This is a genomic window from Ralstonia pickettii (genome assembly GCF_000607165.1).
GTDB classification, from domain to species: domain Bacteria; phylum Pseudomonadota; class Gammaproteobacteria; order Burkholderiales; family Burkholderiaceae; genus Ralstonia; species Ralstonia holmesii.
Map to the genome: position 1 here is coordinate 37,480 of NZ_JFZG01000006.1, position 13,244 is coordinate 50,723.

Sequence of the window (13,244 nt, forward strand, 5' to 3'; positions counted from 1 at the left end):
TATCTAGTCCTTGAGATTGCCCAACTCCCGGCGGATGGAATCGACATTGGCCTGGCTGCGCTCGATGTCGCCCTTCAACTGCGCGGTGCGGTCCAGATACTTCTGATAGTTACGTTCGTTGCCCTGGCGCTCGGGCTGACCGTTGTTGTATTCGGCCTTCAACGCCTGGAGCTTGCGCTCCTCGTCTGCCAGCTCGGCCTCCAGCACCTGGCGGCGTTCGCCGTCACGTGCCTTCTGCGTGGCGTTGTCCACGCGGGGGAAACCACCACCTGCATTGTTTTGCGCCGGTGCGGGTGCCGCTCCTGCACTGCGCGGGCTGCGCGTGCCGGGGACGGTTACCACATCTGGCAGCGTCAACTTCTTGCAGCCTTTCACATTGCCGCTGTTGCGGTACTCCGGCACGCCGTTCGGGCCGGTGCACAGATAGACATCATCAGCGTACGCGGGTGCCTGCACGGACAGCGTGGCAAACACCGCCGCGGCGGCGGCAAGCAGTCCGGATGCGATGCGTGGGGAAGGACGGAACATGAATGGAACCTGGCGGATACGTCGATCGGGCGCCGGAGTCCGGCGGACGCCCATTCTAGCCACAAAACTCCGCTTCATAAAAAGGAAGGGCGACCTGCGCCGCCCCTCCTCTCACAACCGTCTCTTCGCCCCGACATGTCGCTCGGGGCGCTCGCAGATTACAGCGAGTAGTACATCTCGAACTCGAGCGGGTGCGTCGTCATGCGGAAGCGCGTGACTTCTTCCATCTTCAGTTCGATGTAGGCGTCCAGCATGGCGTTGGAGAACACACCACCGCGGGTCAGGAATTCGCGATCCTTGTCCAGGTACTCGAGGGCCTGATCCAGGCTCGAGCACACGGTCGGGATCTTTGCATCTTCTTCCGGCGGCAGGTCGTACAGGTTCTTGTCGGCGGCTTCGCCCGGGTGGATCTTGTTCTGCACGCCATCCAGACCGGCCATCAACAGAGCCGAGAAGCCCAGGTACGGGTTCATCAGCGGATCCGGGAAGCGCGTTTCGATACGACGGCCCTTCGGGTTCGCAACGTACGGAATACGGATCGAAGCCGAACGGTTGCGAGCCGAGTAAGCCAGCTTGACCGGAGCTTCAAAGCCCGGCACCAGACGCTTGTACGAGTTCGTGCCCGGGTTGGTGAGGGCGTTCAGCGCACGAGCGTGCTTGATGATGCCGCCGATGTAGTACAGCGCGAATTCCGACAGGCCAGCATAGCCGTTGCCTGCGAACAGGTTCTGGCCGTCCTTCCACACGGATTGGTGCACGTGCATGCCCGAACCGTTGTCGCCCACGACCGGCTTCGGCATGAACGTGGCGGTCTTGCCGTAGGTGTGTGCGACGTTCTGGATCACGTACTTTTGCAGTTGGGTCCAGTCGGCGCGCTGCACCAGCGTGCTGAACCTCGTGCCGATTTCGTTCTGGCCTTGGCCTGCCACTTCGTGGTGGTGCACTTCAACCGGAATGCCCAGCGATTCCAGGATCAGGCACATTTCCGAGCGCATGTCTTGGAACGTGTCGATCGGGGCAACCGGGAAGTAACCGCCCTTCTTGCCCGGACGGTGGCCCGAGTTGCCGTGTTCGAAGTCCTTGCCCGACGACCACGGAGCTTCTTCGGACTGGATCTTCACGAAGCAACCCTGCATGTCGATGTTCCAGGTCACGCCGTCGAAGATGAAGAACTCGGGTTCCGGACCGAAGTAGGCGGTGTCGCCCAGGCCGGTGCTCTTCAGGTAGGCTTCAGCGCGCTTGGCGATCGAGCGCGGGTCGCGATCGTAGCCCTTGCCGTCCGACGGTTCGACCACGTCGCAGGTCAGGACCAGGGTCGGCTCTTCGTAGAAAGGGTCGACGTGTGCGGTGTTTGCATCCGGCACCAGCAGCATGTCCGACGCTTCGATGCCCTTCCAGCCGGCGATCGACGAGCCGTCGAATGCGTGACCGCTTTCGAACTTGTCTTCGTCGAAGTGCGAAACGGGGACCGAGACGTGCTGCTCCTTACCCTTGGTATCTGTGAAGCGGAAATCGACGAACTTCACGTCGTTTTCCTTCACGAGCTTCATCACGTCTGCAATGCTTTGGGACATGCCATTCTCCTGGTAGCGCAATAACGCAAAGTATTGTGAGCCGGTTGTGTGACGGATCGCTGCGCATCGGCTGCAACTCCGCTTTCACTCCGAAACATCTTCTTTCCAGCAAGGTCGTCCGACAAACGGACGCCCCCGAAAAAGACCGCGGGAATCTTAGCAGAAACTATGCCAATTCCGGGCCGACAATGGGCAAGCACTCCCGCAAACAGTGCAGTGCCGCGCCAACCCATGTCTGACACGGTGCGCGCGCCCGGCGGTCCGGCCGAACCGCGCCCCGCCGAATCCCCCGTAGAGATGCCCGAGGCTGTTCAGGCAGCATAGTCAACGCACACGAAAGGTGCACAAAAACCTCATCAGCACAGTTTCAGTGCATATAGACACTACGCGCACCGTTTCGGGGATTTCCGCCCGACCCATGTGACGGCAGCGCTAAAATGATTGTTTCCCATTTCACACGCTCAACCGCCATGACTGCCACCACGCTCACCCGCGAGTCCCTGCTCGAGGCCGCCGCCGCCCGCCGCGAGGCAGATCAGCTGCCTTACTTCGGCGCACTGTCGCCGCAAGAGGCTGCCGCATTGTTGGCCGCCGACCCGCAAGCGCGACTCGTGGACGTGCGCACGCGTGCCGAACTCGATTGGGTGGGCACGCCGGACATCTCCCCAAGTCAGTTCGTGCATGTGGAGTGGAATCAGTATCCAGGCGGCGTGCGCAACGCCAACTTCCTGAGCGCGCTGGAAGCCGCCGTGCCGAAGGACGTGCCGGTGTTGTTCCTATGCCGTAGCGCCGCGCGCTCCAAGCATGCTGCAGTGGCGGCCGCGCAGGCGGGCTATGCGGCAGCGATGGATGTGCTCGAAGGTTTTGAGGGCGCCAAAGACACCGAGGGCCATCGCAAGACCGTGGAAGGCTGGTGCTTCCGGGGCCTGCCCTGGCACGGCGCCTGAGGCACGCTGCTGAACGTCAGGACGCCGCGGGGGCGTCCGCCTCGAAGATCTCGCCGCCCAGCGCCAACGCGCCCTCTCGCAGCACCACATAGGCGCGCGTCACAGCCTCCGGTGAGCCCTTTACGCCCAAGTCGATGTGCGAGCGGGCATAACGCTCGCCGCGCGCGGCATCGCCCACGCTGGGCAGGCTGAAGACCTTCACGCCATCGAACTCGGCTTCGACGCGCTCCATCAGCGGTGTGAGCCGCGACTCCGGCAAGCCGAACACCAGGAACGAGCGCTCTTCGCGCGGCGCGCGGTGAAATTGATCGGCGTAATAAGTGTCGAGCACCCACTCCATCATCGGCCACGCCATCACCGGAAAACCCGGCATGAAATGGTGATGCGCCACCGAGAAACCGGGGATGCGGTTGTAGCTGTTCGGGATGATGCGTGCGCCCTGCGGAAACTCGCCCATCTTGAAGCGGTGCTGGTTTTCGGGCGTGGAGATATCTGCCTTGACCGGGTCACCGTTGGCCGACTCGGAAATGCGCAACGTGATCTGCTCGCGCGCTTCCGGATGCAGCTCCAACGGCACGCCCAGCGCAGCAGCTGCGCATTGGCGTGTGTGGTCATCGGGCGTCGCGCCGATACCGCCAGTGCAGAACACCACGTCGTCGGTGGCGAAGGTACGCTTGAGGACGCTGGTGATGCGCGCGGGTTGATCGCCGACGTATTCCGCCCACTCCAACGCCAGGCCGCGCTCGCCGAGCACTTCGATCAGCTTGCGCAGGTGTTTGTCTTCGCGGCGACCGGAGAGAATCTCGTCGCCAATGATGATCATGCCGAAAGCCATGTCAGTTCCGATGGTTTCTGATTATTCGCGAGGCAATTCAATGGTAGTGACTTCGATCTCGCTGGCCTCGACCATGCGCGCAGGCGGCGCTTCAGCGCGAAGGCGTGTAAGCGCGCGCAAGCAGAAATGGCCGAACCACAGTGCCGAGAAAATGAAGATCAGTACGTACAGCCAGATGACGGCGATGGCGATAATCGGGAACAGCACAATTGTCACCACCGACGACACCCACAGCAGCGTTGGCGCCGAGCCCAGCATGCCCACCGCCACGCCAATGCCCAGGAGCGGCAGCCGGTAGCGCTGCATGATTGCGCGGCGCTCTTCGGCCGTTGCGTGGTCAGCCAACGCGTCGTACGTCATCAAACGGTACGTGAGCCAACCCCACAGCAATGGGGGAATCAGTGCAAAAAACGGGGGGATCAGCCACAACGGCAGCGTGACGATCGCCACCAGAATGACCACCAGCGTGCATAGCAGCGCATGCGTCAGGCTGCCCAGCACCGACCCGCCCTTGCGACGCTCAAGCTGCGGATAGCTGCGATCAAGAAAACGCATGACCACCGGCACCGACGCCACGCTCACCAGCACGAGAATCGACACGACAATCACCGGCACCAGCAAGGTGATCACCAGCAACGGCGCAATGGCCGACCACAACCCGGCCATGCCGATGGCGTTGAGGCCGCTCTTGATCCAGCCCATGAAGGCCCAGCCTTCCACGGCGTTGCGGGCCATGCCGTTCATGGCATCCCAGCCGAAATACAGCACTCCGCCCCAGACCACCACGGCCACGACGAAAGGCAGCACCGTCAGGAACAGCATGCGCGGATGCAGTTGCGAGAGCAGCGCGCGGCCAAATGAGCGAATCAGGTCGTTCATGCAGAAATCGGGAAATCAGGGAGCGAACAGCCTAGCACAGCGTGCAGAAATGACGCAGGCGCCGCCGCGCGAGAGTTTTATGCCCGGCCGAACAGGCGCTTGAGGCCGAGCCACTGCTGACGCAGCACGCCGCGCCCGTAGTCGCGCGAGCGCCCTTGCGGTGCGGGAAGTTGATCGCGGATGCCGGTGACGTGGTACTCCGGCGAGAAGATGGCGGTGCCGAACAGCATGTCCCACCAGGGGAACAGCACGCCAAAATTGCAGCCGCCCAGCACGCCAGGCTTGCCCGGCACCTCGTGCCCCAGCCCAATGGCGTGATGCAGCCGATGAAAGCGCGGCGAGATCAGCAGCCGGTCGCCGAGCCAGCCGAAATGCAGCCGCACGTTGGCGTGCTGCAAGCTTTGCAGCAACTGCGAAATGGCGACCAGCAGCACATACTGCGAGGGTTCCACCCCAATGACCAGCGCTGCGACGGCAAACACCGCGCCGCGCAGCACATCGTCAAGGATGTGGTTGCGGTCATCGGACCAGAGCGTCATCTGCTGCTGGCTGTGATGCAGCGAATGCAGGTTCCACCACCAGTGGAACTTGTGTGAAAAACGGTGATACCAGTAGTCGAGCAAGTCGAACAACACCAGATAAATCAAAAAGCTGACAACGGAAACTGACGTGACGCCCGGCCACCAGTCTTCCACATTCAGATGCGCCCAGCCCCAGAACCGCAGCTTGCCGTCGAGGTGGTCGATCAGCGGCTGCAGCGTGAAGAACAGCAGCAGCGGAAAGAATCCCAGGCGGTGGAACAGCGTGTAGAAAATGTCGGCACGCACAGCCTTGCGGTCTTGTACCGGTTCCACCGGGCGCCAGCGCTCCAGCGGGCGGAAGATCAATAGCAGCACTGCAATCTGCACCAGCCCCATCAGCAGCCATTCAGTGCCGGGGTAGGCATCTTCGACGTAACCACCCAGGCCGACCGCGTAAGTGATCGGCATCACGACGTGCTGAAACAGTACGTCCTGCGCTTGCGTGAAGGTGTCGGCGATCCAGTCAAACATGTCAGCGGGCCGCCGCGTGTGCCGGGTGAGCAGCAAACCAGGCTTGGTACTGCGGATGATCGCGCAGCGTGGCGAAGCAGAAACCCTTGTGCTCCAGGCCGGTGATCAGCGGCTCCAGATCCGCTGGTGCCCACGGATCCTTGCGCGACCAGATGCCCAGATGCGCCATGGTGATGTCGCCATCGCGCAAGTTGGACAGGGCCTTCTGTAGCAACGCGTCGTTCGGATAGCGCTCGGACGGCAACTCATCGCCCAGGAAACCGGCAGGCGCCCACGCGACGTGGGCAAACCCGCATTGCTTGGCCCAGGCCTCGGTCGTCGCCGAAAGGTGACCGCCCGGCGCGCGCCACAGCGGGTCCATCGGCTGACCAGTCATGGCTTTGAAGCGCTCGGCGCTGTGTTTCAGTTCCGCACAGAATTCAGGCTCGCTCCACACGACGTTGCGGCCGCCCTGCTCGCCAAACTGCGGGCGGAAGCGGACCTTGCCCGCACCCGCCTCGCCCTTGTAGTAGACGTGATCGAAGGTGTGCGTACCGAAGGCGTGGCCGTCGGCAGCGAGCGATTTCCAATAAGGCGCCCAGCCGTCATCCAGCGTGCTGTCGCCGTGGATGGTCTTCTCGTTGGCGAGGAAGAACGTAGCGTGGATGCGATGGCGGCGCAGCGTGTCGGCAATCAACTGCGCCTGGCTCATGCTACCGGTGTCGAACGTCAGGTAGACGGTGCCCTTGCACGCACCTGCATTCACACCACCGGGCGCAGCCGTGGCCAACGCGCACAGCCCCAGCGCCGCCGTGGCAGCGGCCGTACGTAACATCGACAGGCCGGATTTCATGGTAGTGATGCTCAAATCAGTGGAGCACGCGTGCGGAAGTAAATGCCGTGCGGCGAGCGCCCGACCTTGATCTCTTCCACGACCTTGCGGCTTGCCACGTCGACGATCGCCACGCGTTTGGCCCAGCGGCAGGTCACCCAAAGTTGCTTGCCGTCGGCGGTCAATTCCATGTCGTCGGGGCCAGGCGGCAGGCCGGTGATGTCGCCCACCTTGGTCAGCGTTTGCTGATCGATGATGCTGATCGTGCCCGACACGCGGTTCGACAGGAACAAGTGGCGCTTGTCGCCCAGCGCGCGGAAGTTGTGCGCGCCCTTGCCGGTCGGGATGCGCTTGACGCTGGTGCGGTTGTGCCAGTCGATCACTTCGACGTAATCGGCGCCGGTCATGCCAACCAGCAGGTATTTCTGATCGGTCGTGACCCACACCCCGGCCGGTGCGGAGCCAATGGTCATGCGCCACATCACGGTCTGCGTGGGCAGGTCGATGGCCATCACCTCGTTGGAATCCTGCAGGGTGATGAACGCGATCTTGCTGTCAGCGGTAAAAGCAATGTGGCTGGGCGTCTTGGCCGCAGGCACTTGCTTGGCGATGGTCAGCGCGTGACCGTCCCAGCGGTAAATATCAATGCGGTCCAGCCGGTTGCCGGTGGTCAGGAACCACTTCTGGTCCGGCGAGAAGCCGATCTGATAAGGATCGTCGATGCGCGGCACACGCTGCTGAATCTTGCCGGTCACGGGATCGAGGAACACCAGTTCGTTGCCGACCGCGTTGGCGACGATCAACGATTTTTCGTCCGGCGTGGCAATCAGGTGGTGCGGCTCCTTGCCGATGGGGAACGTCTCCAGCACCTTGCGGGTGTCCTTGTCGATCAAAGAGACGCTTGCGTCGCCCGAGTTGAGCACGGTGACGACTTCGGCACGCGCCGCATGCGCTGCCATCAGAGCAGCAGCCGACAGAACAAGCGTGGAAAACCAACGGGAGGCAAACGAGGCGCGCAAGGCAGACATATCGAGAAGATTCAGCAACTTAGCCAACCATTTTAACGCTCGCATTTACGCCGTCGCTGACACAAATCAAAAAAAGAAAACGGGAACTTTCCGCGCTCCCAACAATGCATTGCAGCTATCGCTGCATTGATTCCCACACCTTCTGCAACCGCTTGACCGACATCGGCACCGGCGTGCGCAACTCCTGCGCAAACAGGGCGATGCGCAACTCCTCCAGCATCCAGCGGAATTCCTCCATGCGTGGATCATTGCCGCCCTGCCCTTGCACGCGCAGGGCCTTTTCCGCGCGTTGGTATTGCTGGACGAGCGGCGCCATCTCCTGCATGCGCTGGGTGTCACGCGTCGGGTCAGCCTTGAGCTTGTCGATGCGCAGCGCGATGCCCTTCAGGTAACGCGGAAAGTGCGTCAACTGCGCGTACGGCGTCGCCTCGATAAAGCGCTTGTGCATCAGCGTCTTGAGCTGCGCGTCGATATCGGCGGTGGCGGCGGCAAACGGCTTGGCAATCTGCAGCTTGCGCGGCAGTTGCGCATATTCGGCCAGGATGGCGCCCACCAGCCGCGCGATCTCCTGCGCCAGCAACGTCAGGCGCGCGCGGCTTTCGTCCTTGCGGGCACCGAAGCTGGCGTCATCGGTCGGCAGCGGGTCTTGCAGGCAGGCGCGCTCCAGCGTGGCATCCAGGATCTGGTCGCGCAGATCGTCCTGCGTGCCCAGGTTCATGAACTGGATTGCCATCTGCGACAGGCCCGGGATGTTCTTTTCCAGATACTTCAACGGCTCGCGCAGTTGGATTGCGAACAACCGCCGCAAGCCTAGGCGATGGATGCGCGTGGCTTCGGCCGGATCATCGAAGACTTCCACATCGCAGTGGTCACCCGCATCGACGAGCGCGGGATAGCCGAACAGCGTCTGGCTGCCTTTGCGAACTTCCAGCAGCTCCGGCAGCTCGCCGAAATTCCAGGTGGTCAGGCCCGAGTACAGCGCGGCGTTTGCCGGAGCTTCAGACTTGCCTGACTTGCCGGGCTTGGCGCCCTCGTTCTGTGCTCCAGCCACGGCAGCGTCCTGCGCGGCGATCGACTGGAATGTCTGCTGCGCGCGTCCGCCAAGTTCCGCCCGCAACTGGGCCAGATTGCGGCCCATGTCGAGCTGGCGGCCGTGCTCGTCGATCACTTTGAAATTCATGAAGTGATGCGCGGGCAGCGTTTCGAGCTTGAAGTCGGCGCGCTTGAGCGCAATGCCGGTCTGCTCGCGCACGTCGGCGATCAAGCGGTCGAGCAGCTCGCCATCCCCCAACCGCACGCGCAAGACGAATCCGGCGGCGTAATCCGGCAGCGGCACGCAATGGCGGCGCAGCTTTTGCGGCAGGCTTTTCAGGAGCAGATGCACCTTCTCCTTGAGCATGCCCGGCACCAGCCATTCGGTGCGTTGCGCGGGCACCTGGTTGAGCGCGTACAGCGGCACCGTGAGCGTTACGCCGTCACGCGGGCTGCCGGGCTCGAAGTGGTACGTCAGCCCCATGTCGATGCCGGCAATCGGCAGCACCTTCGGGAATAGGTCGGTCGTGATGCCAGCCGCTTCGTGCCGCATCAGGTCATCGCGATTCAGGTACAGGAGCTTCTGGCCACTCTTGCCGCTTGCGTTGGCGGCTTCGGCGTACCAGCGCTCGAACGAGACAGTGTTGTAGATGTCCGTCGGAATCTGACTGTCGTAGAAGGCGTAGATCAGCTCGTCGTCCACCAGCACGTCTTGCCGACGTGACTTGTGCTCGAGGTTTTCGATCTCGCGCACCAGGCGCTGGTTGTGCGTGAAGAACGGCAGGCGCGTTTCGAATTCGCCATCGACCAGTGCGCGGCGGATGAACATCTCGCGCGCTTCCTTCGGCTGCATTGGTCCAAAGTGCACGCGGCGCTGCTGATAGATCGGCAGGCCGTACAGCGTGCCGCGCTCGAAGGCCATTACCTGGCCGGCCTTCTTTTCCCAATGCGGATCGCTCCACGACACCTTCAACAGGTGCGCCCCGACCTTCTCCACCCATTCCGGCTCGATGCGTGCCAGCGTGCGGCCGAACAGGCGGCTGGTTTCGATCAGCTCGCCACCAACGACCCACTTGCCCGCCTTGCGCGCAATGACCGAACCCGGCCACAGGAAGAACTTGATGCCGCGCGCGCCGAGGTATTCACGGCCTTTCCCGTCCGCCTCCTCGATGCGCACACCGATGTTGCCGAGCAAGCCCGTCAGCAGCGCCAGGTGCAACTGCTCATAGGTCGGATCGGAGTCATTGAGCTTCCAGCCCTGCTCCGCCACCGTGGTGTGCAGTTGCGAATGCACGTCGCGCCACTCACGCAGCCGCACATGCGACAGGAAATGCGTGCGGCACTGGTCTTGCAGCTGCTTGTTCGACTTCTTGTGCGCGACGGCCTCTTCAAACCACTTCCACAGCTTCACCCAGCCAAGGAACTCCGATTTCTCATCGGCGAACTGGCGATGCGCCTGATCCGCCTGCTGCTGCAGTTCTTGCGGGCGCTCGCGTGGGTCTTGCACGGACAAGGCGCTCGCGATGATCAGCATCTCGCGCAGGCACTGGTGGTCGCGGCCGGCCAGGATCATCCGCGCCACGCGCGGGTCCAGCGGCAGCCGGGCAACCTGCTTGCCCAGCGGGGTCAGCGCGTTTTCATCGTCGACGGCACCGAGTTCTTGCAGGAGTTGGTAGCCGTCGGCAATCGCACGGCCCAGCGGCGGCTCGATGAAGGGAAACTGTTCGACGTCCGTCAGCCGCAGCGCCTTCATACGCAAAATGACGGCGGCCAGCGACGAACGCAGGATTTCCGGATCGGTAAAACGCGCCCGCGCAATGAAATCCGCTTCTTCATACAAGCGGATGCAAACGCCATCGGCCACCCGGCCGCATCGACCGGCACGCTGGTTGGCCGCGGCTTGCGACACCGGTTCGATCTGCAGTTGCTCGACCTTGTTGCGATACGAATAGCGCTTGACGCGCGCCAGCCCCGTATCGACCACGTAGCGAATGCCCGGCACCGTCAGCGAGGTCTCGGCCACGTTCGTCGCCAGCACGAGGCGCCGCGCGTTGGACGGCCGGAACACACGCTCCTGCTCCTGCACCGACAGGCGCGCAAACAGCGGCAGGATCTCGGTATGCGCTGGATGGTGCTTGCGCAGCGCCTCGGCCGCCTCGCGAATCTCGCGCTCGCCCGGCAGGAAGATCAGCACGTCGCCCGAGCCTTCGCGGGCAAGCTCATCCACCGCATCGACGAGCGCTTCGTAGAGATCGCGCTCCTTGTCCTTGTCGTCGCGCTGAATCGGGCGGTAGCGCACCTCGACCGGATACAACCGGCCGCTGACCTCGATAACGGGCGCTGGTCCCTTGGGGCCCGCGAAGTGCTCGGCAAACCGCTGCGCATCGATGGTCGCCGAGGTAATGATCACCTTCAGGTCGGGCCGGCGCGGCAGAAGCTGTTTGAGATAGCCGATCAGGAAATCGATGTTGAGGCTGCGTTCGTGCGCCTCGTCGATGATGATCGTGTCGTAGGCGCGCAGCAGCGGATCGTTCTGCGTCTCAGCCAGCAAAATGCCGTCGGTCATCAGCTTGACCGACGCACCAGCCGACAGCGTGTCGTTGAAGCGCACCTGAAAGCCCACGTGCTCGCCCACCGGCGTGCCGATTTCCTGCGCGATGCGCTTGGCCGTAGACGTTGCTGCAATCCGGCGTGGCTGCGTATGGCCGATCAGCCCGGTGCCGCCCGCGCCAATGCCTCGCCCGATCGACAGGCAGATCTTCGGCAACTGCGTGGTCTTGCCCGAGCCGGTCTCGCCCGAGACGATCACCACCTGGTTGGCGGCGATGGCCTGGGCGATCTCGTCGCGCCGGGCCGACACGGGCAGCGCTTCGGGAAACGTGATCGGCGGGACGCGGTTGGCCCGTGCGCGGCGCGCCTCCAGCGCCGCGGCGAGTTCTTCCGGCGTGGGCTTTGGGCGGCGCTGCGGACGACCATTGCCTTCGGGCTTGCGCTCGGGCGGCGGCGTGTCTTTCGGCGATTTCGGGGAAGGCGCCGCCGGGCGTGGCCGGGGCGGCTGAGCGTGGGAATCTGACATCGGGCGGGATTATAATCCGCGCATCTTTCCTACGCCGGCCCGCGCCCCGTGCCGCTTTTCCTCCTCCGCCCGTGACCGCTCGCTCCTCCGCCCCCGCCTCCGGCGTTTCGCTGGCGGCGCACACGCCCGCCCCTGTTGATGTCGCCCCGATTCCGCCCACGCCCGAACAGCAGCAGTTCGTGGACTGGCTGCGCGAGGTGGCGCCTTACATTCACTCCTTCCGCGACAAGACCTTCGTGATCGGTTTTGGCGGCGAGCTGGTCCAGGCCGGCATGCTGGGCGCGCTCGTCAACGACGTCGCGCTGTTGCATGCGATGGGGATGCGCATCGTGCTGGTGCACGGCTCGCGCCCGCAGGTGGAGGAACAGCTTGCCCTGCGCAACGTGAAAACCCAGTTCGTGGATGGCGTACGCGTGACGGACGCCGCCGCGCTGGAATCCGCCAAGGAAGCCTCCGGCGAACTGCGTCTGGACATCGAAGCGGCCTTCAGCCAGGGCCTGCCCAACACACCGATGGCCGGCGCGCGCATGTCGGTGGTGTCCGGCAACTTCGTGACGGCGCGGCCGGTGGGCATCGTCAACGGTGTGGACTTCCAGCACACGGGGCTGGTGCGCAAGATCGATGCGGAGTCGATCCAGCACTCCCTGTCCAACCGCAAGATCGTGCTGCTCTCGCCGCTGGGCTTTTCGCCGACGGGCCAGGCGTTCAACCTGTCGATGGAAGATGTGGCAGCCAACACCGCCACGGCGCTTAAAGCCGACAAGCTCATCTTCATCACGGAGCTGCCCGGCATCATGGACCGCGTGGGCAAGCTGCAGCAGGATCTGTCGATGGAAACTGCCATCGAACGCCTGCGCGACGGCAGCCTGTCACACGACACGGCCTATTACCTGCAGCACATCGTCAAGGCGATGCGCGGCGGCGTGCGCCGGGCGCACGTAATCCCGTTCGCGCTGGACGGCAGCATCCTGCTGGAGCTGTTCCTGCACGATGGCGTGGGCACCATGGTGTCGCACACCGATCTGGAATACCTGCGCGAGGCCACGCTGGACGACGTGGGCGGCATCGTCTCGCTCATCGAGCCGCTGGAAGCCGACGGCACGCTGGTGCCGCGCGAACGCCGTCTGCTGGAACGCGACATCGCCAACTTCTCCGTCATCGAGCACGACGGCATCATCTTCGGCTGCGTGGCGCTGTATCCGTACCCGAAGGACGGCATGGCCGAAATGGCCTGCCTGATCGTCTCTCCAGACAGCCAAGGTACCGGCGACGGCGAGCGCCTGCTCAAGCACACCGAAGTGCGCGCCCGTGCGCTGGGCCTCAAGCGCCTGTTTGTGCTCACCACGCGGACGGAACACTGGTTCCTCAAGCGCGGTTTCGTGCGTGCCAGCGTGGACGACCTGCCGGAAGACCGCCGCAAGCTCTACAACTGGCAGCGGCGATCGATGGTGCTGATGAAGAAGCTCTAAACCCTTGGCGCGC

Annotated in this window: 10 protein-coding genes; 2 read left to right on the forward strand and 8 right to left on the reverse strand. The window is 63.5% G+C overall.

What is annotated here, in order from left to right; all coding sequences use genetic code 11:
- Window positions 1–3: 3 nt before the first annotated feature.
- Window positions 4–528 carry a hypothetical protein gene (locus tag BG83_RS0106365; protein ID WP_024975940.1) on the reverse strand — a complete coding sequence of 175 codons (525 nt, stop codon included), beginning with the start codon at window positions 526–528 and terminating at the stop codon, window positions 4–6.
- A gap of 158 nt (window positions 529–686) precedes the next feature.
- Window positions 687–2,102: a 3-hydroxylaminophenol mutase gene (locus tag BG83_RS0106370; RefSeq protein ID WP_024975941.1), complete on the reverse strand. Its 1,416-nt coding sequence runs from the start codon at window positions 2,100–2,102 to the stop codon at window positions 687–689.
- Window positions 2,103–2,572: 470 nt separating this feature from the next.
- On the opposite strand from BG83_RS0106370, the gene BG83_RS0106375 reads away from it, so the two are divergent.
- Complete coding sequence (locus BG83_RS0106375) at window positions 2,573–3,049, forward strand: rhodanese-like domain-containing protein (RefSeq protein WP_024975942.1); 477 nt, start codon at window positions 2,573–2,575, stop codon at window positions 3,047–3,049.
- Between the two features lie 16 nt (window positions 3,050–3,065).
- Here the strand turns inward: BG83_RS0106375 and BG83_RS0106380 are convergent, their stop codons facing one another.
- The 6 genes from BG83_RS0106380 to hrpA all read right to left on the reverse strand — a co-directional run bounded on the left by BG83_RS0106380 (window position 3,066) and on the right by hrpA (window position 11,762).
- Window positions 3,066–3,884 (reverse strand): competence/damage-inducible protein A, encoded by an 819-nt coding sequence (locus BG83_RS0106380; protein ID WP_024975943.1) that lies wholly within the window; start codon window positions 3,882–3,884, stop codon window positions 3,066–3,068.
- Window positions 3,885–3,905: 21 nt separating this feature from the next.
- Window positions 3,906–4,763, reverse strand: a complete 858-nt coding sequence (locus tag BG83_RS0106385) for an EI24 domain-containing protein (protein ID WP_024975944.1) — start codon at window positions 4,761–4,763, stop codon at window positions 3,906–3,908.
- A gap of 77 nt (window positions 4,764–4,840) precedes the next feature.
- Window positions 4,841–5,815: a sterol desaturase family protein gene (locus BG83_RS0106390; protein WP_024975945.1), complete on the reverse strand. Its 975-nt coding sequence runs from the start codon at window positions 5,813–5,815 to the stop codon at window positions 4,841–4,843.
- A 1-nt stretch (window position 5,816) separates the two neighbouring features.
- Window positions 5,817–6,647: a polysaccharide deacetylase family protein gene (locus BG83_RS0106395; protein WP_024975946.1), complete on the reverse strand. Its 831-nt coding sequence runs from the start codon at window positions 6,645–6,647 to the stop codon at window positions 5,817–5,819.
- A gap of 11 nt (window positions 6,648–6,658) precedes the next feature.
- On the reverse strand, window positions 6,659–7,654 hold the full coding sequence (locus tag BG83_RS0106400) for a cytochrome D1 domain-containing protein (protein ID WP_024975947.1): 996 nt from the start codon (window positions 7,652–7,654) through the stop codon (window positions 6,659–6,661).
- Window positions 7,655–7,769: 115 nt separating this feature from the next.
- Window positions 7,770–11,762, reverse strand: a complete 3,993-nt coding sequence (hrpA, locus tag BG83_RS0106405) for an ATP-dependent RNA helicase HrpA (RefSeq protein ID WP_024975948.1) — start codon at window positions 11,760–11,762, stop codon at window positions 7,770–7,772.
- 71 nt (window positions 11,763–11,833) lie between these two features.
- Here hrpA and argA point away from each other — a divergent pair, with 71 nt between their 5' ends.
- Window positions 11,834–13,231, forward strand: coding sequence for an amino-acid N-acetyltransferase (argA, locus tag BG83_RS0106410; RefSeq protein ID WP_024975949.1), 1,398 nt, complete (start codon window positions 11,834–11,836; stop codon window positions 13,229–13,231).
- The last annotated feature ends 13 nt before the right edge of the window (window positions 13,232–13,244 follow it).

Coding starts and splice junctions, on each gene's coding strand:
- BG83_RS0106385 (WP_024975944.1), bottom strand. CDS start 4,763: ATGAACGACCTGATTCGCTCATTTGGCCGCGCGCTGCTCTCGCAACTG.
- BG83_RS0106365 (WP_024975940.1), bottom strand. CDS start 528: ATGTTCCGTCCTTCCCCACGCATCGCATCCGGACTGCTTGCCGCCGCC.
- BG83_RS0106370 (WP_024975941.1), bottom strand. CDS start 2,102: ATGTCCCAAAGCATTGCAGACGTGATGAAGCTCGTGAAGGAAAACGAC.
- BG83_RS0106390 (WP_024975945.1), bottom strand. CDS start 5,815: ATGTTTGACTGGATCGCCGACACCTTCACGCAAGCGCAGGACGTACTG.
- hrpA (WP_024975948.1), bottom strand. CDS start 11,762: ATGTCAGATTCCCACGCTCAGCCGCCCCGGCCACGCCCGGCGGCGCCT.
- BG83_RS0106375 (WP_024975942.1), top strand. CDS start 2,573: ATGACTGCCACCACGCTCACCCGCGAGTCCCTGCTCGAGGCCGCCGCC.
- BG83_RS0106395 (WP_024975946.1), bottom strand. CDS start 6,647: ATGAAATCCGGCCTGTCGATGTTACGTACGGCCGCTGCCACGGCGGCG.
- BG83_RS0106400 (WP_024975947.1), bottom strand. CDS start 7,654: ATGTCTGCCTTGCGCGCCTCGTTTGCCTCCCGTTGGTTTTCCACGCTT.
- BG83_RS0106380 (WP_024975943.1), bottom strand. CDS start 3,884: ATGGCTTTCGGCATGATCATCATTGGCGACGAGATTCTCTCCGGTCGC.